The following is a 14,322-nucleotide window of genomic DNA, read 5'->3' on the forward strand; positions in this document are numbered from 1 at the left end:
CGCCACTCGACGCCGGGGCGTGTCCTCACGGGCAGGTGACAGTTCCAGGGCAGGGTGGTGTTCCAGTGGGCGGAGGGCGCGGCGGAGGCCTGGAGATGGGGCTTGTGGACCGCGCTGGAGGCTTCGTGAGCATGGCCCTGTGCACCCCTGACTGGCTGCTGGAGCGGATTGCCCTGGGCGAGCTGTCCCCGGACGCGCTCGCCGACGCTCGCGTCCGGCTGGAGCGCGAGCCTCACGGGAGGGCCCGGCTGGCGCGGCTGGAGGCGGACTCGGCCCAGACGCTGGCCCGTCATCCCCCCGAGGACTTCGCCCGGGAGGTCGCCCGCCGCGCGCGCACCGCGGACGTCCAGCGCGAGAGCGCGGCGCGCGACCCGGGCTGGCATGGGCTGTCCATGGGGCTGCCCGTGGCGGCGTCCCTGGTGCTGCTCATGCTGTCGGCCCAGCCGGAGCGGCTGGCGGAGCCCCCGGCGCTGGTGCCCGCGCGGGTGGAGCTGATGGAGGAGACGGTCGGCATCAAGGGCGACGCGCGGCTCCTGGTGTACCGGCAGCATGACGGCTCCACGGAGCTGCTCGCGGACCGCACGCGCGCCCGGCGCGGCGACTTGCTCCAGCTGAGCTACCTCGCCGGCGGACGGCGCTACGGGACGGTGGTGTCCGTGGATGGCCGGGGGGCGGTGACGCTCCACCACCCCACCACGCTGGTGGGCAGCACCCGGCTGCAGAAGGGGGACGCGGTATCGCTGGCGCACGCGTACGAGCTCGACGACGCCCCCGCCTTCGAGCGCTTCTTCTTCGTCACCTCGGATTCACCCATCGATGTGGGCCTCGTGCTGGAGTCCGCGCGGAAGCTCGCACGTCAGCCCACCGAGGCGAGCACCCGGCCGCTCCCGCTTCCGGGTACCCTGGCCCAGACATCCTTCACGTTGGAGAAGGTGCCGTGATGGCGCGGTCACTCCTGTTCCTGTCCCTGTTGCTTCCCACCCTGGCCACGGCGGCCCCAGCCGGTACCCCTTCGTCCAACCCCGTCGCCGTGCGCCGGTTCGCGCTGCTCGTGGGCGTCAACGACGGCGGCGCGGGTCGCGCGAAGCTGCGCTACGCCGTCACCGACGCGAACGCCTTCGGCCAGGTGCTGGAGGAGCTCGGCGGCGTGCAGCGGCAGGACCGGATGATGCTGCTCGAGGGCGACCGCAAGGCGCTGGAGAGCGCGCTGGCCCGCTTCAAGGCGATGGTCGCCGCGGGCAAGACGCCGGGCGGACGCACCGAGGCGCTCATCTACTACTCCGGCCACTCCGACGAGGAGGGGCTGCTCCTGCATCAGGACCGCTTCGGCTACCGCGAGCTGCGGCAGGCGCTGGAGCAGCTCCCCGCGGACGTGCGCATCGCCATCCTGGACTCGTGCGCCTCCGGCACGCTGGCGCGCTCGAAGGGCGGCGTGCGCCGTCCCGCGTTCCTGGTGGACACGTCCACCGCCGTGCGGGGCCACGCCATCCTCACCTCGTCGTCGGAGGACGAGGTGTCGCAGGAGTCGGACCGCATCGGCGGCTCGTTCTTCACGCACAACCTGGTGTCGGGCCTGCGCGGCGCGGCGGACGCCACGGGGGATGGCCGCGTCACGCTGCACGAGGCCTACCAGTTCGCCTTCCACGAGACGCTCGCGCGCACGGAGCGCACGCGCGCGGGCGCGCAGCACCCGGCCTATGACATCGAGCTGGCCGGCACGGGCGAGCTGGTGATGACGGACCTGCGCACCACCTCCGCGGTGCTCGTCATGGACGAGAACGTGGAGGGGCGCCTGTTCATCCGCGACGAGCCCGGGCGCCTCGTGGTGGAGCTCAACAAGCTGGCGGGCCGCTCCACCGAGCTGGGGCTGCAGCCGGGCCGCTACACGGTGACGCGGGAGTCGCGCGGCGCCAGCTCCCAGGCGGTGCTCACGGTGGGCGACGCGGGCCGCACCGTGCTGGCCCACACGGCGTTCGTGGCGATGCAGGGCGAGCTGACGGCGATGCGTGGCGGTGGCGCTCCGGTGGCCGGCGCGCAGGGGCCGATGGTCGAGCCCCTGGCTCCCGCGCGCGGCAACTTCCGCTTCGTCAACCTGGGCCTGGCCCCGAAGCTCCAGACGAACGACCTGTGGGGCGGCGGGCAGCAGATGGACAACGCGCTCTCCATCTCCCTGGGGCTGGCGACCATGGGGCGGCTGGATGGCTTCGCGATGGCGCTGGGGGCGAACTGGGGCTCGGGTGAGACGCACGGCGTGCAGACGGCCCTTGGCGGCAACGTGGCGCGCGACATCATGGAGGGCGCGCAGCTCGCCGTGGGGGGCAACTGGGTCAGCGGCAGGGCGGAGGGCCTGCAGGCCGCGGTGGGCCTCAACATGGCGAGCCAGGGCGGCTTCCTCGGTCAGCTCGCGGTGGGCGCCAACGTGTCGCGCGCGTCCATGAGGGGCGTGCAGATGGCGGTGGGCAGCAGCTGGGTGAACGGCGACATGGACGGCTACCAGGCCGCGGTGGGCATGAGCTGGGTGGCCGGGACGATGCGCGGCGTGCAGATGGCGGTGGGCGTCAGCCGCGTGAACACCCTCCATGGCGCGCAGCTGTCGCTCATCAACGTGGGCGGAGACGTGACGGGCGCGCAGGTGGGCCTGATCAACGTCGCCGGGAAGATGAACGGCCTGCAGCTGGGCATCGTCAACGTGGCCAACAACCTGGAGTCCGGCGTGCCGGTGGGCCTGCTCAACATCGTGCGCAACGGCCAGTTCCACGTGGAGGCCTACGGCAACGACTTCAACTACGCCAACGTCGCGCTCAAGGTGGGCAGCCGCTACCTCTACACGACGCTGGTGGTGGGCATGGGCGCGGTGCCGGACCACCGGGGCCCCAGCCACTGGACGACGGGCGTGGGCCTGGGCGGCCACGTGCCGCTGACCGAGCGGCTCTACTTCGACGTGGACGTGGTGTCGAACACCATCCACGAGTGGGGCGGGGCGCTCGCGGACAACCGGATGCTGCACCAGGGGCGGTTGATGGTGGGCTACGCGTTCGCGCCGCGCTTCGCCATCTTCGCGGGTCCCACCTTCAACATCCTGCACGCCACGGACGGCGAGCCGGTGACGGCGCTCAGCCGGTTCTCCAAGTCGTCGGACCGCGACGTCCTGATGTGGGCTGGTGTCCAGGCGGGTCTGCGCCTCTGAACGGAGCGTCAAGGGAGCCACTCATGGGGTTCGAGCCCCGGGGTGGCCCCGAGCGGAGCGGATGGCTCCCATCAGTCGGACGAAGCCGGGACGACCTGGAACGGCTTTCCACTGGGTGCTCCACGGTGCGAGGCTGGATGAACGGCCAACGGCATGGCCGGGCAACCCTTGCCCTGGGGGCACGATGTCCAAGTTGCTGTTCGCGGCGTTCAACGAGGGCTCCAGCCTCTCGATGTCAGGCCAACACGAGGCCGCGATCTCCGCCTTCGACAAGGTCCTCGCCGTGGACCCGAAGCACTTCCCGGCCCTGACGGCGCGGGGGTCGTCCCTGGCTCGGCTCGGCCGCGCGGAAGAGGCCCTGCACTGCTTCGAGCGCGCCATCGAGGTGGACCCGTCCGCCGCGGACCCGCATCGCGAGGCCGCCCTGTGTCAGCTCGAGCTCGGGGAGCCCGAGGCCGCCGCCCAGCTGATGGGCCGCGCCACCCAGCTCAACCCGGAGCCCGGCTACCGCGAGGCCGCCGCCATCGAGGTCTACGAGCGCGGCAACGCGCTGCTCACCCGAGGCTCCCGGCGTCCCGACAAGGCGCGCTATCGGCTGGCCCGGTACACCTTCGAGCTCGCCCTGGAGCTGTCTCCCGCGTACGTCGAGGCCGCCAAGGCCTTGTCCGACATCTGGGAGAACCTGGGCGACACGACCCAGCGGGACCACTACGCGCAGCTGGCCCTGCGGCTGCGGCCCGCGGGCCATTGAAGCAGGCAGCGGGGCAGGGGGCCGCGTGCCCCGAGGCGTCCGCTCGCTCGGGGCGGGCCGCGTGCCCGCGCGTGGACGCATCCGCGCGTCCCCGATGTTACAAGTCGCGCGACCCGGTCCGCGCCCACTCAAAGACCTACAAGACAGAGCTGTCTGGAGATTCCGAAGATGATCGTCATGCTCGAGCCGGACTCACCCGAGTCCGTGGTGTCCGCAGTCCTCCAAGCCGCCGCCCAGTACAAGGGGGTGACGCCGCGTCCTCACGTCATCGAGGGCGCGGAGTTCACGGTGACGGAGGTGTACCTGCTGGGCTCCACGGCCCAGGTGCCCACGGAGGTCTTCGAGCAGATTCCGGGCGTGCGGCAGGTGGTGCGGGTGTCGCAGAAGTACCGGGTCATCGGCCGGCACAAGGGCCAGCGCACGACGACGGGCTTCGAGTACAACGGCGTGACGTTCGATGAGCGCTCGGTGCAGTTGTTCGCGGGCCTGTGCGCGGTGGACACGAAGGAGAACGTGGAGACGATGATGGCGGCGCTCGCGCGCCACGACATCCGCACCACGCGCATGGGGGCGTACAAGCCTCGCACCAACCCGTACGAGTTCCAGGGCCTGGGCGCGGCGTGCCTGCCGTGGGTGTTCGAGTCCGCGGGGAAGCACGGCATCAAGGTCGTGGCGATGGAGGTGACGCATCCTCGCCACATCGACGAGATTCGCGACGCGCTGGAGCGCTCGGGCAACGCCACGGGGGTCATGCTCCAGGTGGGCACGCGCAACGCGCAGAACTTCGAGCTGCTCAAGTCCATCGGTCAGCAGCGCGTGTTCCCGGTGCTCTTCAAGCGCGGCATGGGCATCACCCTGGAGGAGTCCCTCAACGCCTGCGAGTACATCGCGAGCGAGGGCAACCCGAAGATCGTCTTCTGCCTGCGTGGCGTGAAGACGCACCTGGGTGACCCGCACCGCAACATGGTGGACTTCGCGCACGTGCCCGTGGTGCGGCGGCTCACGCGCATGCCCGTGTGCGTGGACCCGTCGCACGCCATCGGCCGCGCGGACCTGCCGCCGGACGGCTTGCCGGACATCTTCCACGCGATTGGCCAGGGGCTCATCGCGGGCGCGTCCATGGTGCTGGTGGACTTCCACCCGCAGCCCGAGGCCGCGCTGTGCGACGGCCCGCAGGCGCTGCGCATGGAGCAGCTCGGCGCGCTCCAGCGCTACACGCAGATCATCCGCGAGGCGTACCAGTCCGCCGTGAAGAACGGCGACGGCCTGACGGCCTGATGACGCCCGCGCGGCGTGGCGCTCGCCTCAGGCCACGCCGTCGCGACGGCGCATCCGCGAGGCGTGCCCATGCGCGGGGAGCCATCGCGACGGGCTGATGAAGCCCGCGCGGCGAGGTGCTCGACGCAAGCCACACAGTCTCTGGAGAGCGCCCGCGTGGCGCTCGACTCAGGCCACGCCGTAACTGCCGAGAACGCGCAAGGTGATGCACGCCGCCTGCGCCGCCTGCACCGCCTCGCGCACGCGCGCCTCCTCCAGCGCGCCCTCCACATCCAGGCACCAGACGTACTCCCACGCGCGACGCTGGGGACGCGACTCCAGTCGGGACACGTCCAGCCCGCGCGCGGAGAACGCACCCAGCACGCGGTACAGCGCCCCAGGCTCATTGGGCACAGTCAGGGCGAGCGCCGTCTTGCGCCGCTTCCACGTGTGCTCGGGCTCCTGGCCCAGCGTGACGAAGCGCGTGTAGTTGTCCGACGAGTCCTCCACGCCGTCCTCGAGCACCACCAGCCCGTACAGCTCCGCCGCCAGGCTGCTGGCGATGGCCGCCGTGCGCGGGAGCGCCTCGCGAGAAACCCTTCGCGCCGCGATGGCGGTGTTCGTCTCGGGCACGGGCTTGAGGCCGCGCCGCCGCAGATAGCCCGCGCACTGCGCCAGCGCCTGCGGATGCGACAGCACCTGCTCCACGTCCTCCAGCGCGAGTCCCGGGGGCGCGACGAGGCAGTGGTGGATGCGCAGCGACAGCTCACCTGAGATGGGCAGGTCATGCTCCAGCAGCAGGTCCACGCTCTCCGCCACCGGCCCGCCCAGCGAGCTCTCCACCGGAATCACGCCGCTGTCCACGAGGCCCTCGGCCACCGCCTCGAACACGGCGCGGAAGGTGGGGCAGGGGACCGCCTCGACGTCCGGCCCATACAACACCCGCAGGGCCTCTTCCCCATACGCGCCCGGCTCTCCCTGGAACGCGACGCGAATCTCCGAGGGCGACAACTCATCCATGGCTTCCCTCGGCCCGGGCATACGTGCCCAGCACGCGCAGGAAGGACGTCAGCGGCCGGATGTCCTCCAGCGCGGCCGTCAGCGGCGCGGAGGCCGCATGTCCCTCCACGTCGACATAGAACCGGTACTGCCACGGCCGCCCCGGGATGGGCCGCGACTCCAGCTTGCTCAGGTTCACCCCCCGCAGCGTCAACCGCTGGAGCATCTCTCCCAACGTGCCCGGCTTGTGCTCCAGCACCATCAGCAGCGACGTCTTGCACGGCACGCCCGGCGCCAGCGGCGTGGGCTCGCGGCCCACCTCCACGAAGCGCGTGTAGTCGAACTCCGGCTGGAGCTCGCGCGCCAGGACCTCCAGGCCGAAGCGCTGCGCGGCCGTCTCGCTGGCGATGGCGGCCACCGTGGCGTCGTTGCGCTCACGCACCTTCTGCGCCGCGCCACCCGTGTCCGAGTCCGGCACCGCCCGCACCCACGGCAGCTTCTCGCGCAGGTACGCCTCACACTGCGCCAGCGCCTGCGGATGCGAGATGACCTCGCGCAGCCCCTCCAGCTTCGCGCCCGGCAGCCCGAGCAGCCGGTGGTCCACCTGGCTCACCAGCTCCGCGGTGATGACCACGCCACCCTCGGCGAGCAGGTCGTACGTCTCGTTCATGCTGCCGGCGGTGGTGTTCTCGATGGGCAGCAGCGCCAGGTCCTGCTCGCCGCGCCGCACCGCCTCCACCACCTCGCGCGCATCGTCGAAGCCCGTCAGCAGCACGCCGCCCGCGCGGCCCGTGTAGAGCCTGCGCGCGGCCAGGTGGCTGTAGGAGCCCTCGACGCCCGGATAGCCCACGCGCAGCGGCGTCGTGTCCAGCCGCGTGACGAGCGCCTGCTGCCGCGCCACCGACATGTCGATGACCAGCCGCCAGATGCGCTCCGTCTCGTGCGGGTCCAACCCGTGCTCGGACGCGCGCGTGCGGATGCGGCGCAGCAGCAGGTCCTCGCGACGCTGGTCCCGGAACGGCGCCGCGGTGGCCAGCTTGGAGCGCGCCACGTCGTCCGCCAGGTCCATGCGGCGGCGGAGCGCGTCGAGAATCTCCTCGTCCAGGTTCTCGATGGCGATGCGCAGCGCGTCCAGGTCCGGCGAGGTGCTCATCGCCCCGGCTCCCTCAGCTCGCGGGACATCAGGTGGTGGGGCCCGATGCCGGGCAGCTCGAACGGCTCTCCGTGCTGGATGAACCCGAGCGAGCGATAGAAGCCCGAGGCGGTCGACCGCGCGTTGCACCACACCTGCGTGCCCTTCTGCGTCACGGCGTGCTCCATGCACGCCTTCAACAGGGCCGCGCCCAGCCCCTGTCCCTGGCGTCCGTGCTCCACGGCCATGCCCCGCAGGCGCCACGCGGTGATGGCCTTCAGGGCGTAAGGTGGCGGCTCCCGATAGATGGAGGCCACCCCGAGCAGGCGGCCTTCCGAGTACAGGCCCAGGTGCACGGTGTCCGGGTCGTCATCTCCAGGATAGACGACGGCCTCGGGAGGCTGGTGGGGGCGAAGCACGGCGCGGCGCAGGCCACGGGTCTCCGCGGCGGGAATCCGTCGGATTTCGGAGGAGCTCACGCTTTCGAGTATGCCGTTTTCCGACCTCGTGCGTCCTCATTCCATGGAAGCCGTCGAGGAGGTCTTTCCGCCGTGAAGGGTACCGCCATCCTGGAGGAGCCTGGAACTCCAGCGCGCGCCACCGCCGCGCCCGGGTTCGAGTCGCTCCTGGAGGCGGAGCAGGCCGGGCTGCTGCGCCTGGCCCGGCGGCTGGTGTGGGACGCGGAGGAGGCGAGGGACGTGGTGCAGGCAACCCTGGCTGATGCCTACGAGAAGCGCCACGGTTTGAAGGACTTGCAAGCGGGGCCCGCATGGCTGCGGCGCATCCTGGTGTCCCGCGCGATGAGCCACCTGCGCAGGCGGCGCGTGTGGAACGTGCTGCGTGAGGCGCTGGATGGGGGAACGCCCCTGGAGCTGTCGCCGGAGGAGCGCTTCGTCGGCGCCGAGCGCTGGCGGGCCCTGGGCCGCGCGGTGCGGGCGCTCCCATCGCAGCAGGCCACGGCCTTCAGCCTTCGCTACCTGGAGGGACTCGAGTTGGACGCTGTCGCGGAGGCGATGGGCATCGAGCGGGGCACCGTTCGCATCCACCTGTATCGCGCGCTCAAGAAGCTCAAGGCCGAGCGGGCCCTCGAAGGAGAAACGCCATGAGATGCCACGACGTGGCCCCCATCCTCCTGGAGTCCTCGCCCCCGTGGCCTCCCGAGGCGCGCGCCCACCTGGAGGGCTGTGAGGAATGCCGGACGCTCGCGGCCGTGCATGCCTCGGCGTCGCGGCTGCGCCTGCCCGTGACGCCGCCCCTGACGCCGGTGACTCGCGAGGCCGTGCTCGGCGAGGTGCGCCGCCGCAAGGTGCGCCGCCGTGTCGCCGCGGGCGTGGTGGCGTCGTTCTGTCTGCTCGGCCTGACGTGGCTGACGCGGCCCGAGTCACCGGTGCCCCGCGTGTCGGAAGCCGCCTACGTCCAGGGCGACGACACCGCGCCCCGGTCCGAGCTGGAGCTGCGCCGCGCGGACACGGAGGCCGAGCCGGAGCCGGAGGCCCTGGCGCAATGGGGCCGCACCTCGCTGTCCGACCTCTTCACCGAGGTCCGTGGCTACACGCGGCGCGACGCCGTGTACCGCGATGACCTCTACCGACCTTTCGGGGCGATGGCCGCGTGGCTGCGTCCCCCGGATTCCCGCGCGCTGGAAGCACCGCCGTTCCGAACGGCGATTCAACCCATCAGTTACCAGGAGTCGATGCCATGAAGCTTCGCACGTCCATGTTGTTGGCCGCGGCGGCGTTGAGCCCGCTGCTCGCATCCTCGCCCGCACAGGCCCAGTCCGAGCCCGAGAACATCGTCGTCCACCGCGCCGGCCCGGGAACGCTGCACGTCATGGGGCCCGCGGACAGCACGCTCCCGTTGGGCCCGCTGCCTCCCGCCGCGCACGGCATCCCGCCGCAGGTGGTGGAGAAGCTGGGCATCCCCCGGGACGTGGCGAAGCAGATTCAAGACCTGACGTTCGACGCGAACGAGGCCGTCATCCCGCTGGAGGCGGACCTCAAGCGCGCGCAGCTCCAGCTCGAGCGCCAGCTGCGCGCGGACTCCACCGATGAGAACGCGGTGCTCAAGCAGGTGGAGGAGGTGGGCCGCGCGGAGACGGCGGTGCGCAAGAACCGCCTGTCGTTGATGGTCCGCATCAAGCGACTGTTGGGTCCCGAGCTGTGGCGCAAGGTGGAGGCGGAGATGGGCACGATGCGCATCCAGAAGCGCATCGAGTTCCGCAAGGGCTTCCCGGGCGAGGACGGCCCCGGCCCCGGCGGCCCTGGCCCGCGCAAGCCGTAGCGTTCCGGACAGACGCGGGCTCTTTCGGTGGACCCCTCCAGGGAAGGACGAGGGGGCCCGCGTATCCTGGGAGGCATGGCCCACCTTCCGGATTCGGAGCGTCAGCTCGAGGAGGATGCCGCCCAGCTCCAGCGGCTGGGGTACGCGCAGGAGCTGTTGCGCGGCATGGGTGGCTTCTCCAACTTCGCCGTCTCCTTCTCCATCATCTCCATCCTCACCGGCGCCGTGACGCTGTATGGCCATGGGCTGCGCTTCGGCGGGCCGATGGTGATGGGCGTGGGCTGGCCGCTGGTGGCGGTGATGACGCTCACGGTGGCGGCGAGCCTGGCGCAGCTCGCGTCGTCGTTCCCCACCGCGGGCGCGCTGTACCACTGGGCCGCCATGCTCGGCGGTCCCCGCGTGGGCTTCTTCACCGCGTGGCTGAACACCCTGGGCCAGTTCGCGATTACGGCGGGCATCGACTACGGGCTCGCGGAGTTCCTCGCGGACATGCTCGGCTGGCCCCGCGAGCGCATGTCCGTGCTGCCGCTGTACTCGGGCATCCTGCTGTCCCACGCGGTGCTCAACCACGTGGGCGTGCGCGTCGTCGCGTGGCTCAACGATTTCTCCGCCTGGTACCACGTGGGCGGGGTGGTGGTGCTCATCGGCGCGCTCGCGCTGTTCGCGCCCAAGCAGGACGCGGCCTTCCTGATGACGCGCTTCAGCTCGGAGACGCCGCTGTATGCCTATGGCTTCCTCATCGGCCTGCTCCAGGCGCAGTGGACCTTCACCGGCTATGACGCCAGCGCGCATGTCTCCGAGGAGACGAAGGACCCCACGCGCAATGCTCCCTGGGGCATCTTCCTGTCCGTGGCCGTCAGCGCCGTCGCGGGATACCTCCTGCTGGGCGCGGTGACGCTGGCCATCCAGGACCTGCCCACCACGGCCGCCGCCGCCAACCCGTTCCTCCATGTGCTCACGCAGGGCCTGGGCCCCGCGCTGGGCGGCGCGCTGGTGTGGGTGGCCATCGGCGCCATGTGGTTCTGTGGGCTGTCCTCGGTGACGTCCAACTCGCGCATGCTGTTCGCCTTCGCGCGCGACAACGGCCTGCCCGCGTCGAAGTGGCTCGCGAGCGTGTCGCCGCGCTTCCGCAGTCCCGCCGTCGCCGTCTGGGTGTCGGTGGCGGGCAGCGGCCTGGTCGCGCTGTGGAGCGAGGCGTACGCGGCCATGGTGGCGCTGAGCACGCTGGCGCTCTACGCGTCCTATGCCTTGCCCGTCTGGGTGGGCCTGCGCGCGCGCCGCTCCGGGACGTGGTCGCACCGAGGGCCGTGGGACCTGGGGCGCGCGTCGTCGTGGGTCAACGTAGTCGCGCTGGTGTGGTGCGGGGTGGTGATGGTGCTGTTCGTGCTGCCGCCCAACCAGCTCGCCGGCTACACGTTCGCCGGCGCGCTGGGGCTGTTGGGCCTGTACTGGGCGCTGGTGCAGCGGCACAGCTTCACGGGGCCGAAGGTGACGCTGCTGCGGCCCCCGGAGGCCGCGGCTACTTCGGCAGCGCCGTCTTCCCCATCTTCAGGATGAGCTTGAAGTGCTCGGCGGTGACGGGGGCCACGCTGAGCCGGCTGCGGGTGATGAGCGGGAAGTCCTTCAGCGCGGCGGTGGCCTTGACGGTGGCCAGCTCCACGGGCGCCTTGACGGGGACGACGGCGGCCACCTTCACGGAGGCCCAGTCCTCACCCGGGGCGGTGGAGTCCTCCGTCGCCAGCGTGAGCACCCGGGCCACGCCCACCACGGCCTTGCCCTCGTTGGAGTGGTAGTAGAGGCACAGGTCCCCGGGCTTCATCGCCCGCAGGTTGTTGCGGGCCTCGAAGCTGCGGATGCCCGTCCACTCCGTCTGCGTGTCCTTCTCGAGCTGCGCGTACGGGTATACCGACGGCTCGCTCTTGATGAGCCAGTACTGGGTCTTCGACATGGCGGCGCACCATAGAGCAAGGCCGCGTCGCCGCGCGCGGTGTTCCTCAGTGCAGCAGGTCCGAGGCCTGTCTCCCGGGCCCCGAGGACGTCAGGCACTGGGCCGCCCACGTCAGCCGCTCCACCTCCCGCAGGCTCGCGAGCATGGCGGCCGCCACGTTCCGTGGACTCTGGAAGTGGAAGTCCCCCCGGCGCGTGCCCTCGGTGAAGACGGACTCCAGGAGGGCGAGCTCCCGCGCGTGCAGGTCCACGACGTACAGGTCGATGAGCGGGAGGATGTCGAGCAGGGCATCGAAGGAGACGTTCAGCTCCCGGAGGATGCGCTCGGTCTGCTCCTGGCGGACCTCCACGAAGGTGCGCACCTGCTGCTCGGGGGAGGGCGCGCGGGCGACGGCGCGCTCCAGCGCCTCCATCGCCGGCACGCCGTGCTGCCGCACCACCTCGATGAACAGCGCCTCCTTGGTGGAGAAGTGGCGGAAGACCTGGCCGTGCTCCAGCCCCGCGCGCCGCGCGATGTCCTCCAGTGACACCCGGGTGAAGCCGAGCTGGGCGAAGTGCTGCGTGGCGGCGGTGAGGATGGCGGTGCGCTGTTGCGTGCTCAAGAGGGACCTCGCGGTCTGGGGGACGACACGACTACATGGAGAGGCCCGCCGCGAAGCTGACGACGAGCTCTCGGGTCTGGGGAGCCCGCGTCACATCCAGGCCCAGGGCGGGAACAGCGACACTGCGCAGGTACATGCGGAGCCCGGCGCCGGGGGCGACGTAGCGCGTGACTGTATTCCTCCACTCCACGTGCCCGGCGTCGACGAAGGCATGCGCGGTGAAGGTCGCCAGGCTGGGACTCCAGAGGGGGACCTGGTACTCGAGCGTGGCGATGGCGGCCTGCTCCGCCCAGAGCGTGGCCAGCGTGAAGCCGCGCGTGCCCGTGCGCTGTCCCAGCAGCACCGCGTCCAGGGTGGAATCTCCATCCACGTATTCGAGCGTGCCCGACAGGGTGAGCGCATGGTTCCCGAACAACGCATGGGTGTAGGCGGCCGTGAGGGTCGCCTGTCGGTAGTCCCGGGAACCACTCCCCAGGTCGAACCCCTGACGCAGGTTCAGACGCGCGAACAGCCCTTCATTGAAGAAAAAGTGGAAGTCCTGTCCCAGATACTCCGCCACGGCGCTGACGCCCTGCGCGTGGCTCCGTTCAGGAGCGGGCTCGTCCTCGCTCGCGCGGAGCGGCCGGTTGAAGATACCGAACAGTCCCGCGCCCACGTTGAGCTCGGGCGTGAGCTGGTGGCCGAGCACGCCGGACACGTCCAGGCGTCGGTCCGTGTACTCGTCGACGACGATGTCGCGCACGCGACGCTCGCGGTCCAGCTTGGCGTACTGCCCGAAGAGCGTGCCTGTCCACCGGCTGCCGCGGATGCCCGGGTCCTTGTACAGCGAGAAGACGTTGCCGCCGCGGTTGCCCGCCATCGCCCCGAGCACGAAGAGTTTGTGCAGACCGAAGACGTTGCTCTCCAACAGGAACAGCCCCGCCTGCCACTGGCCATTGCTGGAGGTGAACATGGGGATGGGCAGCAGCGTCAAGCGCTCCTCCACCTTGATTCGCAGCGCCACGCCGTCGCCCTCCTGACGCGTGCGCACCTCGACGTGCTCGAAGAGCTTCAGGTTGAGCAGCCGTCGCTTCAGCTCCTCCGTCGCGCCGGCGGTGAGCAGCTCCCCGGGCTGGGTGCGCAGCGCGCGCAGGATGACGACCTCCTGGGTGCGCTCGTTGCCCTCGATGTCGATGCGCTCGATGCGCCCCGTCAGCTCCGGCTCGGGTGCGGGCGGTGCCTCGGGCGGGGGGACGGCGCGGGACAGCTCCTGGGTGGGCGCGTCCGGGGGCGGCTCCTGGGCGCGCGCGTCCGAGGGCATCAGCGCGGTGTTCAGCGCGAGCACCAGCCACGCCGGTGGATACGTGCACACGCAGGAGGAGAAGGGCTTCATGCGCGGGGTCTCCTGAGCGCGTCGAGGCGCGAGGCGCGGGCCCGCGCGCGAGCGGGCGAGGGCGGACGGTGGAGCGGCTTCATGGTGGGAGCCAGGCGGGCGGGTGGAGGTCGTCCGAGCCTCCGCCTGGGGTCGGAGAAGAGGTGAGGGGCGCCGGGGGTGTCTGTCATGGCCCGGCTCCGGAGTCAGTCGTGAGGGACGCGCACGGTGTCGTGCAGGCGGTCCAGGAGGCGGAAGAGCGTCTCCAGCTCATCCGGGGGCAGCGTGGCGAAGAAGCCCGCGAGCGCCGTCTCGATGCGCTCGCGGATGCCCTCGTAGATGGACCGGCCCTCCGGGGTGAGGGCGTTGACCACGCTGCGGCGGTCCGAGGGGTGGCGGGTGCGCTCGACGAGCCCGCGGGCCTCGAGCCGGTCCACCACTCCGGTGATGCTCTTGTCGTGGATGTCCGCCAGGCGCGACAGGGCGCCCGTGTTCAAGGGCCCTTCGTGGCCCAGCCAGATGATGACGTGGCTCTGGGGAGAGCTCAGCTCGTGCGCGTCGCAGAACTGCTTGACGGGGTCGCGCAGCACGGAGCGGTCCCGATTGAAGTCCAGCAGCTTCCCGAAGAACCGCGCGCCCTGCTCGCGCAGCCCCCGCGAGTTGTCGACGGCCGCCTTCGTCGCCTTCTTCCGCATGGAATCGCACCCACTCCCGCCGGACGCTCCCCTGAGGGACTGCCCCGGGCGCGGCACGCGTCATGCCCCGGAGAGATACACCACGTTGCCGATATTCCGCAATGTGGAATATCCGTGATGC

15 protein-coding genes are annotated in these 14,322 nt (G+C 71.2%); 8 read left to right on the forward strand and 7 right to left on the reverse strand.

Annotation, left to right across the window (positions count from 1 at the left end; translation table 11 throughout):
* Positions 1–131: 131 nt before the first annotated feature.
* From K8625_RS35555 to K8625_RS35570, 4 genes are all read left to right on the forward strand, one after another.
* Positions 132–941: an ActD protein gene (locus K8625_RS35555; RefSeq protein ID WP_223785217.1), complete on the forward strand. Its 810-nt coding sequence runs from the start codon at positions 132–134 to the stop codon at positions 939–941.
* Positions 941–3,187 (forward strand): caspase family protein, encoded by a 2,247-nt coding sequence (locus tag K8625_RS35560; RefSeq protein WP_223785188.1) that lies wholly within the window; start codon positions 941–943, stop codon positions 3,185–3,187. Before K8625_RS35555 ends, K8625_RS35560 begins: the two co-directional genes overlap by 1 nt.
* A 184-nt stretch (positions 3,188–3,371) precedes the next feature.
* Positions 3,372–3,938 carry a tetratricopeptide repeat protein gene (locus K8625_RS35565; protein ID WP_223747679.1) on the forward strand — a complete coding sequence of 189 codons (567 nt, stop codon included), beginning with the start codon at positions 3,372–3,374 and terminating at the stop codon, positions 3,936–3,938.
* A gap of 168 nt (positions 3,939–4,106) precedes the next feature.
* Positions 4,107–5,216 carry a 3-deoxy-7-phosphoheptulonate synthase gene (locus tag K8625_RS35570; protein WP_141326024.1) on the forward strand — a complete coding sequence of 370 codons (1,110 nt, stop codon included), beginning with the start codon at positions 4,107–4,109 and terminating at the stop codon, positions 5,214–5,216.
* A 168-nt stretch (positions 5,217–5,384) separates the two neighbouring features.
* Here the strand turns inward: K8625_RS35570 and pheA are convergent, their stop codons facing one another.
* Genes pheA through K8625_RS35585 form a run of 3 tightly spaced genes read right to left on the reverse strand, consistent with a single transcriptional unit; the run spans position 5,385 to position 7,805 of the window.
* Positions 5,385–6,215: a prephenate dehydratase gene (gene pheA, locus K8625_RS35575; RefSeq protein WP_223785189.1), complete on the reverse strand. Its 831-nt coding sequence runs from the start codon at positions 6,213–6,215 to the stop codon at positions 5,385–5,387.
* Positions 6,208–7,347 carry a bifunctional chorismate mutase/prephenate dehydratase gene (locus K8625_RS35580; protein ID WP_223785190.1) on the reverse strand — a complete coding sequence of 380 codons (1,140 nt, stop codon included), beginning with the start codon at positions 7,345–7,347 and terminating at the stop codon, positions 6,208–6,210. Before K8625_RS35580 ends, pheA begins: the two co-directional genes overlap by 8 nt.
* Positions 7,344–7,805, reverse strand: coding sequence for a GNAT family N-acetyltransferase (locus tag K8625_RS35585; RefSeq protein WP_223785191.1), 462 nt, complete (start codon positions 7,803–7,805; stop codon positions 7,344–7,346). The genes K8625_RS35580 and K8625_RS35585 overlap by 4 nt, the downstream gene beginning before the upstream one ends.
* 72 nt (positions 7,806–7,877) lie before the next feature.
* On the opposite strand from K8625_RS35585, the gene K8625_RS35590 reads away from it, so the two are divergent.
* The 4 genes from K8625_RS35590 (at position 7,878) to K8625_RS35605 (ending at position 11,163) form a co-directional block, all read left to right on the forward strand.
* On the forward strand, positions 7,878–8,432 hold the full coding sequence (locus K8625_RS35590) for a sigma-70 family RNA polymerase sigma factor (RefSeq protein ID WP_223785192.1): 555 nt from the start codon (positions 7,878–7,880) through the stop codon (positions 8,430–8,432).
* Positions 8,429–9,028 (forward strand): hypothetical protein, encoded by a 600-nt coding sequence (locus tag K8625_RS35595; protein ID WP_223785193.1) that lies wholly within the window; start codon positions 8,429–8,431, stop codon positions 9,026–9,028. Before K8625_RS35590 ends, K8625_RS35595 begins: the two co-directional genes overlap by 4 nt.
* Entirely contained in the window at positions 9,025–9,606 is a 582-nt protein-coding gene (locus tag K8625_RS35600) for a periplasmic heavy metal sensor (protein ID WP_223785194.1), read from the forward strand. The genes K8625_RS35595 and K8625_RS35600 overlap by 4 nt, the downstream gene beginning before the upstream one ends.
* Before the next feature lie 75 nt (positions 9,607–9,681).
* Positions 9,682–11,163, forward strand: a complete 1,482-nt coding sequence (locus K8625_RS35605) for an amino acid permease (protein ID WP_223747686.1) — start codon at positions 9,682–9,684, stop codon at positions 11,161–11,163.
* Here the strand turns inward: K8625_RS35605 and K8625_RS35610 are convergent.
* From K8625_RS35610 to K8625_RS35625, 4 genes are all read right to left on the reverse strand, one after another.
* On the reverse strand, positions 11,126–11,554 hold the full coding sequence (locus tag K8625_RS35610; RefSeq protein ID WP_223747687.1) for an EVE domain-containing protein: 429 nt from the start codon (positions 11,552–11,554) through the stop codon (positions 11,126–11,128). The genes K8625_RS35605 and K8625_RS35610 overlap by 38 nt on opposite strands.
* A gap of 46 nt (positions 11,555–11,600) precedes the next feature.
* Positions 11,601–12,155 (reverse strand): TetR/AcrR family transcriptional regulator, encoded by a 555-nt coding sequence (locus tag K8625_RS35615; protein ID WP_223747688.1) that lies wholly within the window; start codon positions 12,153–12,155, stop codon positions 11,601–11,603.
* A 31-nt stretch (positions 12,156–12,186) separates the two neighbouring features.
* The gene (locus K8625_RS35620; RefSeq protein WP_223785195.1) at positions 12,187–13,527 is read right to left on the reverse strand and encodes a POTRA domain-containing protein; all 1,341 of its coding nucleotides are present in this window, start codon (positions 13,525–13,527) and stop codon (positions 12,187–12,189) included.
* 185 nt (positions 13,528–13,712) lie between these two features.
* Positions 13,713–14,201 (reverse strand): MarR family winged helix-turn-helix transcriptional regulator, encoded by a 489-nt coding sequence (locus tag K8625_RS35625; protein ID WP_223747690.1) that lies wholly within the window; start codon positions 14,199–14,201, stop codon positions 13,713–13,715.
* Positions 14,202–14,322 lie beyond the last annotated feature (121 nt).

It is taken from the genome of Myxococcus sp. AS-1-15 (genome assembly GCF_020037055.1).
GTDB classification, from domain to species: domain Bacteria; phylum Myxococcota; class Myxococcia; order Myxococcales; family Myxococcaceae; genus Myxococcus; species Myxococcus fulvus.

Coding starts and splice junctions, on each gene's coding strand:
- K8625_RS35555 (WP_223785217.1), top strand. CDS start 132: ATGGCCCTGTGCACCCCTGACTGGCTGCTGGAGCGGATTGCCCTGGGC.
- K8625_RS35560 (WP_223785188.1), top strand. CDS start 941: ATGGCGCGGTCACTCCTGTTCCTGTCCCTGTTGCTTCCCACCCTGGCC.
- K8625_RS35565 (WP_223747679.1), top strand. CDS start 3,372: ATGTCCAAGTTGCTGTTCGCGGCGTTCAACGAGGGCTCCAGCCTCTCG.
- K8625_RS35570 (WP_141326024.1), top strand. CDS start 4,107: ATGATCGTCATGCTCGAGCCGGACTCACCCGAGTCCGTGGTGTCCGCA.
- pheA (WP_223785189.1), bottom strand. CDS start 6,215: ATGGATGAGTTGTCGCCCTCGGAGATTCGCGTCGCGTTCCAGGGAGAG.
- K8625_RS35580 (WP_223785190.1), bottom strand. CDS start 7,347: ATGAGCACCTCGCCGGACCTGGACGCGCTGCGCATCGCCATCGAGAAC.
- K8625_RS35595 (WP_223785193.1), top strand. CDS start 8,429: ATGAGATGCCACGACGTGGCCCCCATCCTCCTGGAGTCCTCGCCCCCG.
- K8625_RS35600 (WP_223785194.1), top strand. CDS start 9,025: ATGAAGCTTCGCACGTCCATGTTGTTGGCCGCGGCGGCGTTGAGCCCG.
- K8625_RS35605 (WP_223747686.1), top strand. CDS start 9,682: ATGGCCCACCTTCCGGATTCGGAGCGTCAGCTCGAGGAGGATGCCGCC.
- K8625_RS35610 (WP_223747687.1), bottom strand. CDS start 11,554: ATGTCGAAGACCCAGTACTGGCTCATCAAGAGCGAGCCGTCGGTATAC.
- K8625_RS35620 (WP_223785195.1), bottom strand. CDS start 13,527: ATGAAGCCCTTCTCCTCCTGCGTGTGCACGTATCCACCGGCGTGGCTG.
- K8625_RS35625 (WP_223747690.1), bottom strand. CDS start 14,201: ATGCGGAAGAAGGCGACGAAGGCGGCCGTCGACAACTCGCGGGGGCTG.